Annotated in this window: 12 protein-coding genes; 8 read left to right on the forward strand and 4 right to left on the reverse strand. The window is 40.3% G+C overall.

From position 1 onward, the window contains the following. Positions 1–293: 293 nt before the first annotated feature. Both ACRD64_RS20255 and ACRD64_RS20260 read left to right on the forward strand, forming a co-directional pair. Positions 294–1,958: a DUF1800 domain-containing protein gene (locus ACRD64_RS20255; protein WP_430935456.1), complete on the forward strand. Its 1,665-nt coding sequence runs from the start codon at positions 294–296 to the stop codon at positions 1,956–1,958. 174 nt (positions 1,959–2,132) lie between these two features. Next, positions 2,133–3,782 carry a DUF1501 domain-containing protein gene (locus ACRD64_RS20260; RefSeq protein WP_430935458.1) on the forward strand — a complete coding sequence of 550 codons (1,650 nt, stop codon included), beginning with the start codon at positions 2,133–2,135 and terminating at the stop codon, positions 3,780–3,782. 305 nt (positions 3,783–4,087) lie between these two features. Here ACRD64_RS20260 and ACRD64_RS20265 read toward each other — a convergent pair whose 3' ends face one another. Together ACRD64_RS20265 and ACRD64_RS20270 are read right to left on the reverse strand one after the other, a co-directional pair. After that, the gene (locus ACRD64_RS20265; RefSeq protein WP_430935460.1) at positions 4,088–5,299 is read right to left on the reverse strand and encodes a hypothetical protein; all 1,212 of its coding nucleotides are present in this window, start codon (positions 5,297–5,299) and stop codon (positions 4,088–4,090) included. A gap of 16 nt (positions 5,300–5,315) precedes the next feature. Then, on the reverse strand, positions 5,316–6,182 hold the full coding sequence (locus tag ACRD64_RS20270; RefSeq protein ID WP_430935462.1) for an outer membrane beta-barrel protein: 867 nt from the start codon (positions 6,180–6,182) through the stop codon (positions 5,316–5,318). A 463-nt stretch (positions 6,183–6,645) separates the two neighbouring features. Between ACRD64_RS20270 and ACRD64_RS20275 the strand changes: the two genes are divergently transcribed. Both ACRD64_RS20275 and ACRD64_RS20280 read left to right on the forward strand, forming a co-directional pair. Next, positions 6,646–7,821, forward strand: coding sequence for a N(5)-(carboxyethyl)ornithine synthase (locus ACRD64_RS20275; RefSeq protein WP_430935464.1), 1,176 nt, complete (start codon positions 6,646–6,648; stop codon positions 7,819–7,821). A 253-nt stretch (positions 7,822–8,074) separates the two neighbouring features. Further along, complete coding sequence (locus ACRD64_RS20280) at positions 8,075–9,079, forward strand: FAD:protein FMN transferase (protein ID WP_430935466.1); 1,005 nt, start codon at positions 8,075–8,077, stop codon at positions 9,077–9,079. A gap of 74 nt (positions 9,080–9,153) precedes the next feature. Here the strand turns inward: ACRD64_RS20280 and ACRD64_RS20285 are convergent, their stop codons facing one another. Then, positions 9,154–9,399 carry a hypothetical protein gene (locus ACRD64_RS20285; RefSeq protein ID WP_430935468.1) on the reverse strand — a complete coding sequence of 82 codons (246 nt, stop codon included), beginning with the start codon at positions 9,397–9,399 and terminating at the stop codon, positions 9,154–9,156. Between the two features lie 291 nt (positions 9,400–9,690). Between ACRD64_RS20285 and ACRD64_RS20290 the strand changes: the two genes are divergently transcribed. Continuing rightward, complete coding sequence (locus tag ACRD64_RS20290; protein WP_430935470.1) at positions 9,691–12,111, forward strand: alpha-ketoacid dehydrogenase subunit alpha/beta; 2,421 nt, start codon at positions 9,691–9,693, stop codon at positions 12,109–12,111. Between the two features lie 427 nt (positions 12,112–12,538). Here ACRD64_RS20290 and ACRD64_RS20295 read toward each other — a convergent pair whose 3' ends face one another. After that, positions 12,539–13,684 carry a CapA family protein gene (locus ACRD64_RS20295; protein WP_430935472.1) on the reverse strand — a complete coding sequence of 382 codons (1,146 nt, stop codon included), beginning with the start codon at positions 13,682–13,684 and terminating at the stop codon, positions 12,539–12,541. A gap of 639 nt (positions 13,685–14,323) precedes the next feature. On the opposite strand from ACRD64_RS20295, the gene ACRD64_RS20300 reads away from it, so the two are divergent. From ACRD64_RS20300 to ACRD64_RS20310, 3 genes are all read left to right on the forward strand, one after another. Further along, entirely contained in the window at positions 14,324–14,689 is a 366-nt protein-coding gene (locus ACRD64_RS20300; RefSeq protein WP_430935474.1) for a MerR family transcriptional regulator, read from the forward strand. Between the two features lie 203 nt (positions 14,690–14,892). Further along, positions 14,893–15,987, forward strand: coding sequence for a Nif3-like dinuclear metal center hexameric protein (locus tag ACRD64_RS20305; RefSeq protein WP_430935476.1), 1,095 nt, complete (start codon positions 14,893–14,895; stop codon positions 15,985–15,987). Positions 15,988–15,991: 4 nt separating this feature from the next. After that, positions 15,992–16,756, forward strand: coding sequence for a zinc ribbon domain-containing protein (locus ACRD64_RS20310; protein WP_430935478.1), 765 nt, complete (start codon positions 15,992–15,994; stop codon positions 16,754–16,756). Positions 16,757–16,826: the final 70 nt, after the last annotated feature.

Consider the following 16,826-nt stretch of genomic DNA (forward strand, 5'->3'; position numbering starts at 1 on the left):
GGGGTGAGCCGTTGGCGTGAATTCCAAATGCACTTCTGGCTGTTTGGAATTATAATGTTGTCCATTTTGTTTTTGCATCTGTCGCAAGTTTGTTAAAACCTTCATTCAAATCTTAATTGGTATTATTTACTATTGTCAAATGCCAATAATCTGTTAAATCCTTTTAAACTGTGGACAAAAAATGATCAATCCGTATTTCAATTCCACCACTCAAACAAGTAATCCATTACCTAAAATACTATTGGAAAAATAATTTCGTTATCTTTAAATAAATCAACACAACACACAACTTAATGGCAGCAACAGACAAATTATCTGGTGCCTTAGGAAGAACAAATGCGGCCCATCTGTTACGGCGGGCTACTTTTGGACCTACTGAGGCGGCCATTCAACAGTTTGCTTCTTATACTGTTGATGAGGCCATGAATGAACTCTTCTCGGAGCCTGCTCCGCCCGAATTACCCGTCGATTTAAAGACTGGTGAAACCTGGTTAAACCCTGCAGCAACAGGAGGCAACAGCGGGCAAAAAGAGTTGACCGATTATTTTATTATCTGGCATCTGGAACAGATGCGAAATTCGGGAACTAATATCTCCGAAAGGTTAACTTACTTTTTTCACACCCATTTACCTGTTCGGCGCAGTTTGGTGGAATCATCAGAAATGATCTACTATCAGAATGCCTTGTATCGGCAATTCGCTTTTGGCAGTTTCAAGGAGCTGTTTAAACACATTTGTATGGATAATGCCATGCTTATTTATTTAGATAATGGCACCAACGATGTAAGCAGTCCCAATGAAAATTTTGCACGGGAGATGTTCGAGCTGTATTCCATTGGTCGGGGACCACAGGTGAGCCTGGGCGATTATACCCATTACACCGAGGATGATATTAAGGCCGCTACACGGATTTTGACAGGATATCAGGTTGACCATTCTTTTGGAAATATAAATGAAGATACACAATTACCCACAGGTGTATTAAGAGAATTGGAAAGCGGTGACACTTTTATTGCCAACAGGCACGACGCCGGAGAAAAGGTGTTTAGCAGCAGGTTCGATAACAGTATAATAGCACCATCAGCACTAAGTAACGGTTATGCTACCAGCGATGCGGCCAGGCAAGAGTTTGATGAGATGATTGAGATGATTTTTGATAAAGACGAAGCGGCCCGCTTTATCACCCGCAAACTCTACCGCTTTTTTGTTTATTATATGATTGATAATGACATTGAGGCCAATGTAATCGTGCCATTGGCCGCCCAGTTTAAATCCTCGGGCTATGATATGCCAACATTGGTAAAAGCCATGTTAAGCAGCCAGCATTTTTACGATGTGGATGATGCAGCAACATCCAATAATATCATTGGATCTATCATCAAATCCCCTATCGATCTTATTTTAGGAACTTTGCGGTTGTTCGATGTAAATGTTCCTGCTGACTTGGATACTTTGTACAATACGGTATATATCGATGGTATTTTTGAATTTATAGAAGAACAAGGGCTTAATTTCTACGAGCCGTTCGAAGTGGCAGGTTATCCGGCTTATCATCAATTCCCTATTTACAGCCGAAACTGGATCAGGCCTCATACGTTGGCATACAGATATAAGTTTGCCGAGTATATTTTAAATGGAGTAAACCCCAAGGGCGAAGTTCTAGGCATTAAAATAGATGTCCTGTCCTGGGTTGAGAACGGTGGTGCAATTTCTACTCCTGCGGATGCTAATATCCTGGTTGATGCATTGATAGAATTGATGATTCCATTCCCGATAGCTGCGGAAAGACGTGATTTCTTTTTGACCACCGTGTTTCTGGATGGTTTGTACGTATCGGCGTGGACCGCGGAATGGAACAACTATGTTTCTGATCCAAGCCAATATAAAACCACCGTTGAATCCCGTATTTTGATCTTGATCAATGCTATTATGCAGTCGCCTGAATACCAATTGTGCTAATTAATCGCTGCAAGGTATTGCCAAATATGAGTTCACCATAATCTGCAAGTAAGCGTGGGAATTATATTTGACAGCATCCTTTCAAAGATTTAAACAGAGATAAACAGGGGTAGTTATTTTAAAAAACTTTGTGTCCCAGCGTCTTTGTGTTCGTTTGTCTTAATGCTAATCAATATGAAAAGAAGAAGTTTTATACGAAATATAGGTGCAACAGCTGCAGGTACTTTTGCCTTAGGTGGTGTACCGGTGAGGGCGATGATGCCCACAACGGCCATGGCCAAAGCCGCGTTGGAAGGTAATAACGAAAATGTGCTAATTTTTATTCAGTTACATGGCGGTAATGATGGGCTTAACTCGTTGGTTCCCATTGGTCAATACAACGAATATTATAATTTGAGGGCGAATATCGCACTGCCCGATCATGGGGAGCGCAGTTATATTAACGTAGATGAATCCATTCCTGAGCGCAGACAGGTAGGATTACACCCTGATATGATTCATTTCAAGCAACTGTATGACCAAGACAAGGCAGTTGTTATTCAGAATGTGGGTTACCCCGATATGAACGGTTCGCATTTTAGAGGGCGCGACCTGGTTTTTATGGGGTTGGATGGTACCGAAGACCAGGCTGATGTCACTTCGGGATGGATGGGTAGGTTCCTTAATCTGGAATACCCCAATTACCCGGATGCATTTCCAAGTGAGACCATGAAAGATCCCGTTGCCATAGAGATGGGGAGTGCCATGTCGTTGGCTTTTCACAGGGAACAAGGAATACCCATTGGATTAAACGTACAAAGTCCCGAAGCATTTTACGAGCTGATTAACGGGGTGGGGGTAGATAATGCAACCTTGCATAAGCCCGATGGTTATGCGGGTGAAGAACTGGAATATCTGTGGCAGTTCGAAGGTATGTCGAATGTTTATGCCGAGCGCTTAAAGCAAGTGTACGATAATGGTTCTAACTCAACCGTTGATTACCCTACAGAATACCCTGCGCCCACCTTGGCGCTATATAAGAAAAATGCCCTGTCGGGTCAGCTTAGGCTGATAGCCCGTTTGCTGAAAGGCGGAATTAAAACGCGAATTTTTATGTGCCGCATGGGTGGGTTCGATACACATGGGAATCAGGTGGACGAGAACGATTCTACGCTTGGAATACATGCTTCGTTAATGTACCATTTGTCATCGGCCATTAAAGCCTTTCAGGATGATTTGGCCAATATGGAATTGGAGGATAAAGTGCTGACCATGACCTTTACCGAGTTTGGCCGTAGGGTGAAATCCAACGATAGTTACGGTACCGACCACGGAAGCTCAACCCCGGTATTTGTTTTTGGGAAAGCCGTGAAAAGCCAGGTGGTAGGCGACAATCCCGACCTCAGCGATTTGATTGGGGGGAATATGAAGTACCAGGTCGATTATCGTCAGGTATATACGTCCGTTTTACAGGATTGGTTTGGAGCCAGCAAAGAAACCCTGGAGGTAGCCCGCTTTAGCGATTTTATTGATAACAGGATTGATATTTTTGGCCTGGATATCGGTGTTAGAGAGCTGGAAGCGGGTTTTGTTAATGCCATAGCTTTCCCAAATCCTGTTTCCGATAGATTGACTATTCAATTTAAGATGCCCATGCCCGGCAGTGCCAAAATAAAGATTTTTGATGTAAATGGCAGAGTGGTGTATCTGCATAAAACAGAGTTCCTGAATTATGGGGATCACAATTTTTACCTGTTGGTAAACAACCTTCCGGTAGGCCAATATCTTTTCTCCGTAGAAACAAAACAGTACACGGAAAGCGGTAAGATTATTGTCAAAAGATAGGTAATAGTTCAGTCATTGGTCAATGGATATTAGAGTCATTGGTTCTTCCCCTGGTTCTGAAACCGGGGAAAGTACTGCGTCTAAGACGAAGGGACCGGGGGTAAATTAGCCTATGCTTCCTATATTAATAAATTTGTATTGTTTGGTTTCCCAAGGCTGAATGCCGAATATAGAGCGAAGCGACACCCCGTACCCTTGAATTGTTTATTAACTTCGGGTCCATACACCTTTAAATGACAACATTTTTCGTTTGTTGAAAACGTCACTTTTAAAGTCAACTATACCATTGACTAATCAACTAATAACTAAAAATCCATCTCATCCGTTGCCACTTTGTATAATATAATACGTTCGTATCTTCCTGCTACCATTGTTTTTCCGGCAATTATAAGTCCACCGTCATTGGCTTTAAAGAAACTGGATATTTCTACAGGGTTAGTATGTCCCAGGTATTCGGTGAGTTTTAATTCATTGGTTTCGGCGTCAAAAAAGTATAATGCCAATTGATTGCTGTTGGTTGTGGCGGCATATACCAACATTTCTTTCCCATTCAACTCTTCCTTTACGATTTTAACATTCGATTTTGTCGATAATTCAGGATAAGCTATATCTTCAAGTTGGGTCACGTTCTGAATACCGTTAACATCAATGGCCGCTTCTGTAGCAAAGGCAATATCTCCAATATTAAATTTTGATTTGGCAATGGCAAACACTCCATCTGCCTTATTAACCGTTGCGCCTATTCCACCTTGTTCCTGGTATCCGTTTACCCTGCCGCTGATGGTTTTGCTGCTGTGATTCACAAAAAGCAAGGATAAGGTATAGTTTGAAAAAGCATTTACGCCGTAGTAGGTTATCCCGTTGTTTTCAAAAGAATGGATGAAAAAGGGAAAAGGAGCACGCTGTTTTTTTAAGTGCTGAAAAATATCGTAAGAAAAATCCTTGTTGGTAGGTGAGATAAGCTCAAAGGATAAATTCAAAGAAGCATCATATCCGGTAATCATGGTATTGTAACCAATTCCATCGTACGATGCTATCACAAGTGTGTTGGTTTCCGGCGAGTAATGAGCTGCAAGCGGATAGCTATCGGGCATATCGCCTACCTCTGTAACATCACCTGTAACGGTGTTTATCTCCATTACCTGTGCTATAAATGAGTTATCGTCCATGCATACAAAGCGTATCTCGCCCCCAAAACTCAGTAGGCCCGTGACGGGACTAACGTAAGCGGGATCAACGTTCGTTTCCCATTCCGGGTTTCCGCTTTTATCCGTTTTCATCACATGAATAGTAGGGTAGTTTGTGCTCTGCGAATCATTTACGGCAGATAATATAATGATGCTTCCGTCATCAGTTTCTATTGCGCCTACAGGGAAATAAGACTTGGTAACATCTTCATCATCGTAAACCTTAACAAAATTGTATTCGGGTTCTACATTACTGTTTCTAATGTCGCAAGAGCATAAAAACAATGTTAGAACTAAACTGTATATTAAAACGTAACTATGTTGCATCATGTTGGCTGTTGATTGATTACCTTTTCTTTCTATCTCTCTGTTCTCTAAAATAATTACACTCTATATCGGAACGTTTGGTGATTTTGCTGATAGGAAATATCACCGACAGATTCACTTTTAAAGCATGTAGGTTAAGATCGTCCTGAACATCATAAGCATTGCCTACAAACAAATCGTTCGAATAGCGATTTTCTTCATCGGTAACATTGTTTATATTAATGTAGTACGACGCACCCAGCATCAGAATAATCTGATTAAAGTCGTAGGATACTCCTGCTCCAACACCCAGGTCGAACCTGCTGGTGATAAAATTGTCGCTATAATCCGATTTTATCGAGGTGCTTTGAACAACAGAAGCAGTGGCTCCGTTGTCTCTGGTAAATTCCGAATTTGCTGTTTTGTCTGCCGTATGCATCATCCCGTAAGAAACGATGCCTTCAACAAAGGGTTTAAGCTTAGTAGTGCCCACATAATAACGAACCGATAAGGGGATCTCAAAATACCTGAGCTTTTGAATGTGTTCAGTTTCATCATTAAGAGTAGAACCAGTTTCTTCGGTCCAACTTCGTTCTGTTGTATAGGCATACTTGTAACTGCTATAAGATGGAAGCAACCCAATATGTAGATTGCCAAAAGCAGGGTAAAACATTGCAAAACCAAACTGGTTACCCCGATTACTTAACATTCCATGGTAGTTCTTTGGGGTTATATCGGATGTTGAGCCAAGAACATTATTTACGCTGTAGGAGTATAAGCTGGCAGGTTGGGTAAAATTCACTCCTCCGTAAAACCCAACCAGCAATGTCGGTTTGCCTTTCTTAGCCGCAAAAGTAGGGTGTAGAACAGCCAGGAGTAAGGCCGTTAGTAAAATGTTTTTTTTCATGTATAAATAATAGCAAAACCTTAATAACCAGTGCAAAAAACTAACAATAATAGGTTGTCCTAATAATTTGCTCCTGTCTGCAACAGGCAGGCGGCCATGCCGGTTCCATTGTGTTGTGTATGTTGATATATTAGGTAAACGAATAATGCTTTTATATAGTGTGCGAAAAATGAGCAATTTTGTGTTTTTCGAAGAACAACTGTAGTATGTAAAAGTTTTTTTTGTGTTTGAACGTAAGCAGAATTTTGTTGAATATAATTCATTCGGTTATCAAAAAAATGTATTTCTTGAATAAATAGAGTAAATTGCGACTGGTTTATACCACTTCTTACTTCAATCAGTTATTGCTTCATTTTGCTACGAAACAACATAATCATTCTCTCTGGCAATAAATTTCTCATTGGATTACTTATGTAGAGCCGATAATATTTTTTTAATGGCAAAAATTTAAAGAGAAAAGTTTATGGAAAGAATTATGCTAGGAGTTATTGGTACTTCAAGAAAACAAGATGAAAAACGCGTCCCGATTCATCCCGATCACTTGACACGGATTCCGGAGAACATCAGGAGGCAGTTAATTTTTGAAGAAGGGTATGGCGCACCTTTTGGTGTGGATGACGAGTTTTTCACTTCTCGTGCAGGAGGTGTGGCTTCTCGTCATAAATTGTTGACAGAAATTGGTTCTGTAATTATTGCAAAACCAGTATTGGCCGATTTACAGGAAATAAAAGAAGGTGGGTTTATATGGGGATATCCGCATTGCGCCCAACAAAATGACATTACTCAAATAGCGATAGACCGAAAATTGACACTTATTGCCTTTGAGGATATGTTTGTTTGGACTCCTGAGGGTCGGGTAGGAAGACATACGTTTTATAAAAATAATGAAATGGCAGGTTACTGTGCCGTTATTCATGCATTACAATTAAAAGGCATCGATGGTCATTATGGCAACCAGCGGAAAGTAATTATTTTTAGTTTTGGTGCAGTTAGCAGAGGTGCCATTTATGCGTTAAAGGCACATGGATTCAGGGATATAACGATTTGTATCCAGAGGCCGGACCATGAGGTGCGTGAAGAAATTTTGGATGTTCATTATATCCGTATCCGTGATGGTGTTGATAATGAACCCAGACTTGTTGCGGTAGAGCATGATGGAACGCTACTGCCTCTATCGGATTTAATTGGAGAATCTGAAATTATTATTAATGGTGTTTATCAGGATACAGACCATCCAATCAATTTTGTGACGGAAGAAGAAAAAGATATTTTAAAACCAGGCACTCTAATTATCGATGTCAGTTGCGACGAAGGTATGGGCTTCTATTTTGCGAAGCCAACCACATTTAAAAATCCTTTGCAACATATTGGTAATGTCGACTACTATGCTGTAGATCATACACCAAGTTATCTGTGGGAAAGTGCCTCAAGGTCAATTTCAGCTGCATTAATTATATATTTATCTGCTATTATTGAAGGACGTAAGGGTTGGATGAAAAATAGTACGATCCGAAAAGCAATTAATATTGACCAAGGGGTGATCGTTAAAGAATCCGTTTTAACTTTTCAGAACCGTATGTCAAATTATCCGCATAACTTTAACTCGGATTATGCATTAGAACTTCGTGGTGAACATTGAAAGTGCAATAAAACAAGTCTTTACTGAAACGAGGCATAACTTGTCCCGATTACTTTCGGGAGCATCGTTATGGTGAGTTGAAGTGAAGCAGCGGAGTGTCTTGTTTTGAAACAATTTCAATGTGTAATATATTTTCTAATGCATATTGCGGGTTTAATGGGAATCAGAAGTGAGATTCGGCCTAAAGGATTTTAAACTTTGTCTGCTTCGGATATTGCGTTATTTTTGCGCTTGTATCTCAAAAAATTAAATAATGAAGCAGATCCTTATCATACTCCTGACCTTAGTAACTTTGTCGTGCCAAACAAAGTCTTACGACTATGTAAAAATAGAAGGTCCTATTTTTGGAACCTACTACCATATTATTTATCAGCCTGTTCAGGGGAATGATGCTTTAGATAAAGGCGTAATGACCGCCTTGAATGAGGTAAATGCATCTTTGTCAACTTATGTAAAAACATCTACCATCAGCAGATTTAACTTGAGCGAAAAAGGTGCAGAGATAGATCCCATGATGAAAGAGGTTTTCCTTTCTGGTCAGGAGGTCTATAAAAACTCGAAAGGGGCTTTTGATATGACAGTCGGTCCGTTGGTGAATGTCTGGGGTTTCGGTTTTAAAAAGAAAGATGAGGTGACCCCAGAATTGATTGATTCACTGATGCCGAATGTTGGCATGGATATGGTTAGTTTAAACGATGATTTCCTTAATAAGGCTAAGCCGGATATCATGCTTGATGCCAGTGCTATTGCAAAAGGTTTTGGCGTGGACGTGGCGGCCGATTATCTGGCTTCGCAGGGTATAAAAAACTATATGGTGGAAATTGGTGGAGAGATAAGGGCTAGTGGTATTAACCATAAAGGTATTTCCTGGCGGGTTGGCATTGATAAACCTATTGATGATAAAGCGGCTTTGAATAGAGAGTTACAGGCCATTCTATCACTGACGAATGTGGCCCTGGCCACTTCGGGTAACTATCGTAATTTCTACGTTAAAGACGGTAAAAAATATGCACATACCATCGACCCAAAGACAGGCTATCCTGTGCAGCATTCTGTATTAAGCGCATCTATCATTGCCCCCGATTGCATGAGGGCCGATGCGTATGCCACCGCTTGTATGGTTATGGGATTAGAAAAGGGTTATGCTTTGATAGATTCTCTTCCAAACACAGAAGGCTATTTTATTTATGTAGATGAAAGTGGGGAAAACCAGGTGAAATATACCCGAGGGTTTGAGAAGTTGATTATAGGTGAATAGTCATTGGTCAATTGTCAATGGAAATTTCTAACAAACTAATAACTACGGACTATTGACCAAGAACTAATATCTGATTAACAACTAAGCGTCTGGCTTTCGTCATCGCCACCCAAATGCAACGGTTTAATTTTAATGGTTTCTTTTCGTGCCTGTTTATCTTGGGTAGTCGCACAGGAAATACCTCTTTTACGCATTTCCTTGTTGCTCCCGATATGTATATTGGGGAATTTTCCTTTCTTTTTAATCAAAATACTGATAGCCATTAATACAAACACCACTGCCACCAACACAATACTTAGTAATAATACTTTTAAAAACATAGCTTCTCTATTTTTTGATTTTGTATGTGCAAAAATACGCAATTATAGTATTTAATAAACAAACCGTGTAAAAATATGTTTGATGATTGGGAAATGGAAAGGCAACTGCGCAATTTTATTTGGTGTTATTAAACCAAATATTATTTCAATAGAGAATGACACATTGCAGTTTTATTTAGAATAATTCTTATTAGCTTTGTTCGTCGGTAAAAAATAGGTTATAATCATTTTGGAAGAAATAAAATGAGTAAAAAATCTATTGTCTAAACTCAAATAGTCTATTATAAAAGCATGATATCGAATTCAGGAATTAGTTTTGACGAGTTTAAAAAAGAGGTGTTGAACGATTATCGCATCGGTCATATGAGCCGCAATATGAGTATTGCAGGACGCAAGGAAGTGTTGAGCGGAAAAGCCAAGTTTGGAATTTTTGGCGATGGCAAGGAAGTAGCTCAGATAGCTATGGCCAAGCAATTTAAGAAAGGTGATTGGCGTTCGGGGTATTATCGCGACCAGACTTTTATGCTGGCAGCGGGAATGTCAACGCCAGTGCAGTTTTTTGCTTCTTTATACGGAGAAACCGATACGGATTTAAACCCTGATAATGGCGGTCGTTCGTTCAACAATCATTTTGGGACACGAACCATAACCGATTCGGGAGAGTGGAAAAATATTGCAGATATGAAATGTACCTCTTCGGACATTTCCCCAACTGCCGGGCAAATGCCCCGTTTGATAGGATTGGCCTTCGCATCTAAAATATACCGGAACAGTCCTGCGCTTAAGGAATCTGTTAAGTTTAGTAAGGGAGGCGATGAGGTTGCCTTTGGTACCATTGGCGATGCCAGTACATCGGAAGGACATTTCTTTGAAACCATGAATGCGGCCGCGGTTCATCAAATACCGGTGGCCATGTCGGTTTGGGATGACGGATATGGGATATCGGTACCCAAAAGCGTACAGACAACCAAGGGAAGTATATCAGAGCTATTAAAAGGATTCGAGAAGGGAGCTAAAGACAAAACGGGTATTCTTATTTATAAATTGAAAGGTTGGGATTATGCTGGTATGTGCCAGGCCTATGAAGAAGGAGTGGCCAAATGTCGAAAAGAGCATGTGCCCGTATTGTTTCATGTGGAGGAGGTGACGCAGCCTGTTGGGCATTCAACATCAGGTTCGCACGAGAGGTATAAGTCGAAAGAACGTCTGCAATGGGAAAAAGATTTTGATTGTCTGGTTAAGATGAGAGACTGGATGATTGAACGTTCGTTGGCAACGGCCGAAGAACTGGACAAAATTGAAGTCGAAGCCCGTCAGGAAGTTGACGAAGCCAAAAAGAAAGCCTGGAAACAGAATATGGCCACCCTCAAAGAAGAGAGGGATATGCTGCTGGATATCGTGGACAAAAGGCTGTGTAAGTGTACCGGTAAAAACGATGAGCGCATTGATACTTTGGTGAAGGAGTTGAAAAATGAAATGACGTTGAACCGTAAAGCGATACTATCCACTGCCAGGAAAATATTGCGGCATATCTGTAACACATGTAATAACCCGGACAGCCTTAAGTTTAATTTACAACGTTGGATTGCGGATTATCGCGAAAAAACCAGCGAGATGTATAATGACAGGTTGTACTCTGAAGATGACTTTGCCGCGGTTAAGGTTCCGGTTGTCCCACCTCATTATCCCAAAGAAGTGGAGAAAGTTCCGGGAAGGGAGATCTTAAGGGATAACTTTGATGCTTTATTCGCCAAAATACCGGAATTAGTGACTTTTGGCGAGGATACAGGTGTTCTTGGAGGGGTGAATCAATCCATGGAAGGCATACAGAAAAAGTACGGTAGCCTGCGAATCTGGGATGAGGGAATCCGGGAGACCACCATCATCGGGACAGGTCTGGGAATGGCTTTGCGCGGTTTGCGTCCCATTGCCGAGATTCAATATTTCGATTACCTGATGTACGGCCTGCAAACCATGAGCGACGATTTGGCCACCTTAAGATATAGAACCAAGGGAGGCCAGAAAGCTCCGATGATTGTCCGTACACGTGGTCACAGGCTGGAAGGAATCTGGCATTCAGGTTCGCCAACAAGCATGGTGATCAATTCCATTAGGGGTGTTTATGTGTGTGTGCCTCGTGATATGACCCGGGCAGCCGGTATGTATAACACATTGGTACAGGCAGACGATCCGGCATTAGTGATTGAACCCCTAAACGGATACCGAATCCGTGAACCAAAACCTTCCAATATTGGAGAATTCAACATCCCGTTGGGAATTCCTGAAGTATTACATGTGGGGCAAGATGCCACTTTGGTGACCTATGGTTCCTGCGTGCGTATTGCCATGGAAGCGGTGCAGCAGTTGTCTGACATCGGGATTTCTGTCGAGTTGATTGATGTTCAGACCTTGTTGCCATTTGATATTCATGGTGTGATATTGGAGTCCGTTAAAAAAACCAATAGGGTAGTGTTCTTCGACGAGGATGTTCCGGGTGGTACCACCGCATTTATGATGCAGCAGGTGGTAGAGAAAAACGGGGCGTTCAAATACCTGGATTCGGCTCCAAGAACCGTTACGGCCAAGGATCACCGACCAGCTTTTGGCACGGATGGAGATTATTTCTCGAACCCAAATGCCGAAGATGTTTACGAGGCCATTTATGAAATTATGACTGAGTTCGATCCGCATAAGTATCCGCCGATATATTAAGTGTTTGTCCACAGATGTTACGGTTTTTTAAATCGTGGGATGTTAAATTAATTCTTTGTAACTAAAATTACGCTAGCTGGTTAGGCCGTTAAACCCGTGCTGTCAAATTTTCAAAGAAGGGATCGTCTGTTGATTAAGGCCGGATTATGGAATAGTGGTACGTAATGAGTATTTACGATACTATAAAACAGGGAGTTGCAGAAAAGAGGAATAGCAACGCTCTGGAGAATTGAAACATCTTGTTTTGATGTGGTTTAATAGCGTAACAGGATTTCTGATGCATAAGTTTATAATAACCGTGCCTTCATATTGGAATCTTAAACTATTATTGCCTCCTTCATTAAAGTTGGTTCTATTGGAATAAGGTTTATATTTTAAAAGGGGATCGAGAATATTAAGGATTCCAATTTTATTGATGACAATAATTTTATTGTCTAATGTCAACTAACTTTCTGCTGCCTAATGATAACTGTCCGCTGCAGATTACCTTCTTGGGTACCATTTTTCTTTCCAGCGGCATACTGAACTTACCATCAGGTTCTATCACCAGTCTGTGGTTTAATTCCGGGAAATCAATTTTGGTAAGATCTTTAATTTTATGAATAACCCCATTGCTACTGTCGTATGCCAAGGCTACATTTTTGATTTGTTTGAACGGGATAATTTCACCTTTGATAAATTCGCCTTTCCGGTTGGTATACACTTTAATGATAGGCGTCAGTGCATTGGGACCTGTTAAGTTAAAGCGGGAATAAGTGGCAAAATTACCCAGACTATAGATGATAAATCGGTTGTTATAAATTTCCATGGCTCGGGTAACATGCGGACCGTGACCAAAGATAATATCGGCCCCTGCATCGATCATGGCATGGGCGAACTCGTATACGTTACTTCGGTTTTCTCCGTAGAAAGTTTCTTTCTCCCGGGTTATATGTTGGTGTTCTGCTCCTTCGGCCCCTCCATGGAAAGAGACTATAACGATATCACATGTATCTTTTAGGTTTTGAACAATTCGTATGGCATTGGGCAGGTCATTGATATCCACCGTTCCCGTGTTAGGCGAAAAACCTGCCAACCCTATTTTTAAACCTTTGGACGTGATAGTGTCTGTCGGCTTATCCAATAAACCCGACCAGGCAATATTTAATTTTGCAAGATGATGACGGGTCGTTTGCATGCCTAATACGCCAAAATCACGAATATGGTTGTTGGCCAGGTTGAGGAAATCAAAACCCATTTCTTTCAACGTCAATCCGTATTTCTCGGGCATTTTAAAGGCGTAGCACTTGGTGGTATCCTTGCATCGTTTTACCACAGGGCCTTCGTCTAACAAACAAGTTTCCAGGTTCCCGAATGTTACATCGCCACTTTTTAGGTAGGGAATAGCTTCAGCAACATAGGGCAAAGGATCGTTGTTTGGTGGAAGGTATTCTTTCTTTGGAAAGTCTGTCCCCAACATCATATCGCCTACGCCAATAAAGGAGATAAGAGTATCGTTTTGGGCATGAATATGAAATGTTACCAAAAATGTAAACAGGAAGAATGCGGCTCTCATAAAAACAAGTTTTCCCAAAAATAGTTTTTAAGAGCGGCATTGCAAACCTAATTGCTGTAAAAAGTCAATGGCCATTGTTGTGTTTGGCTGTATGCTTTCTGTTGCCATAATTGAATCTATCTTGCAAAATGTTCACTCCACCGTTTAAAAAACAGTTCATACACGTCATAATAAGCATCCCCGATTTTCGTCGAAATCCATGTATATTAACTCGGTATTCATCAATACTTTTATCGCCTTTAACACGGTGGAGGAAGAGTCGAGCTTGTGTTTTTAGAGGTATTGTTTTTTTTGGTTAACTTACCAAAAGTAACTTACAGAAGGTAACTAATAAAAGGTAACCTACTGTTGGTTCCATTGTGGTGGTATGAAGGAAATTGTAGGATTTTTGGGGAAATGGAGAAATAAGAAAAATGAATCGCCGTATTAATAGACGGCGCTATTGGAATACAAGAATCACTATTCTTGACTTGGCAATAGATTGGCATTAAATAATATCTCAAGCTAAGTGAAATATTGATTTTTCCTAAAATTCAAGTAATATTGTGACAAGAATAAGCAATGACTTCCCGTCAATATTTAAATATTTTTTGCGACGGAATGTTGTTATGCGCCAAATGCCTAATGCCTATTGACCAATGACTATTGACTAATTGTATGCCTTACAAAGAACCGAAAATAGAAAAGATGTACTACACCATTGGTGAAGTGGCGGAGATGTTTGAAGTTAAAACCTCGCTTATTCGCTTTTGGGAGAAGGAATTTGAAATCATCAAACCCTTTAAAAACAAAAAAGGGAACCGGCTTTTTACACCTCAGGATGTAGATAATTTTCATTTGATTTTTCACCTGGTAAAGGAAAAAGGAATGACGCTGAAAGGTGCGCAAAAAAAGCTGGAAGATAACCGGGAAGATACCATCAACAACTTTGAAGTGATTACTAAACTTAAAGACATCCGAGCTGTTCTAATGGAGATGAAAGAGAATCTTGAGTCAGACAGTGAGATAAGAGATGAGCAGTAATAACGTTTATTAATCAAACTGTGCCTTTAGTGCGCTTCACTCTTAAAACCACGTTGATTCTGGATAGTCATTAACCATTGTAATAAGCAAAATGGCTTACGGCTGATTTTGTTATACAATTGGTGTAGGAGGTGAGGGATGAGAAAAAGGAAATAGACTGTTTGAACCACTTTCATCTTGTTACTTTATACTAAATTTTTATCATGCAAATAAAACAAATCACTAAAATACTCGAAGACTTCGCTCCGCTTTCGTTTCAGGAGAGTTACGACAATGCCGGATTAATCATCGGCAATAAAAATGACGATGTAAATGGAATATTAATAACACTTGACATTACCGAGGAAGTGATCGATGAGGCCATTGAATTGGGTTTTAACTTTATTCTCGCTCATCATCCCATTGCGATGGGAGGTGTTAAGCGTTTTAACGGAAACAATTATACCGAACGCGTCATTATAAAGGCCATTAAAAACAGTATTGCGATTTATGCAGGACATACCAATGTGGATAGTGTGATGAAAGGTGTAAACGGCAAAATATGCGAGAAAATAGGATTAAAGGACTGTGAAATCCTTGCACCCAAAAAAGGGGAATTATTTAAAATAGTGACCTTTGTTCCTGAATCTCAGTCTGAAATGGTACGACAAGCTATGTTTGATGTTGGCGCCGGAAATATTGGCAATTACGATTCGTGTAGTTTTAATTTGCAAGGGCAGGGAACATTCAGGGCCGGCGAAGAGACCAACCCTTTTGTTGGAAACAAAGGAGAGCTTCATACCGAAAAGGAAGTCAGGATTGAAACAGTTGTACCGGCCCATCTTAAAGGAAGGGTGGTTTCGGCTATGAAAAAAGCACACCCTTACGAGGAGGTAGCCTATGATATTTATCCTTTGGATAATAGTTACGAGCAGGCCGGTTCCGGGATGTATGGTATTCTGGATTCTCCTGAGGACGAACTTTCCTTTCTTAAAAGAATTAAAGAAACCTTTGGCGCAGGAACAGTCAGGTACACTAATCTTTTAAACAAACCCATAAAAAAAGTGGCCGTATGCGGAGGTGCAGGAAGTTTTTTAATCAACCGAGCTAAAAGTGTTGGCGCAGATATTTTTATCAGTGGCGACTTTAAATATCACCAGTTTTCGGATGCCGAAAATGAAATAATAATAGCAGATATTGGGCACTTTGAGAGCGAACAATTTACTAAAGAAGTTTTTTTTGAGCTACTTACAAAAAAAATACCTAATTTTGCGGTTCATTTATCGAAAGTAAATACAAATCCTATTAAATATTTGTAGCAGAATGGCAACAAAAAATAAAAACGCTGAAATGTCTGTAGAGGAAAAGTTAAAGGCATTATACGACCTACAGAAAGTGGCAACCGAGGTTGACAAGATTAGAACACTTAGAGGGGAGTTACCACTTGAAGTACAGGATTTGGAAGACGAAATTGAAGGTCTTGAGACCCGTATTTCCAATTACGACAATGAAGTTAAGGCGTTAAACGATTCTATTTCGGGAAAGAAAAACGAAATAAAAGAATCAGGTATACTTATTAAAAAATACGAAGCTCAACAATCGAATGTTCGCAACAACCGCGAATTTGATTCATTGTCGAAAGAAATCGAATTCCAAAAGCTCGAGATTGAATTGAGCGAAAAAAGAATCAAAGAGTTTACCGTGGAGCTGAATAACAAAGAAACGGTGATTGAATCTTCAAGGCAATTGCTGGAGGATAGAAAAGCCGACCTTACAGCCAAAAAGAAAGAACTTACCGAAATTGTAGGTGAAACACAGGTGGACGAAGAAAAGAAAATAGAGAAAATCGCACAAATCGAAAGCACGATTGAAGATCGCCTTTTGACCGCTTTCAAACGTATCCGTAAAAATGCTATCAACGGTTTGGCTGTTGTTACGGTTGAGCGTGATGCCTGCGGGGGATGTTTTAACAAAATTCCACCCCAGCGTCAACTGGATATCAAATCCAGAAAAAAAGTGATTGTTTGCGAGTATTGTGGCCGTATTTTGGTAGATGATGAAATTGATCAAAAACCGGTTGAAGAATAGCAACGAATGATATGAAATATCAAAAGGCCGCTTTTTAAGTGGCCTTTTTTTTGATTATGCCTGTCGTTCT

Origin of the sequence: Saccharicrinis sp. 156, from assembly GCF_050589685.1 — a bacterium.
Taxonomy (GTDB): Bacteria; Bacteroidota; Bacteroidia; order Bacteroidales; family Marinilabiliaceae; genus Saccharicrinis.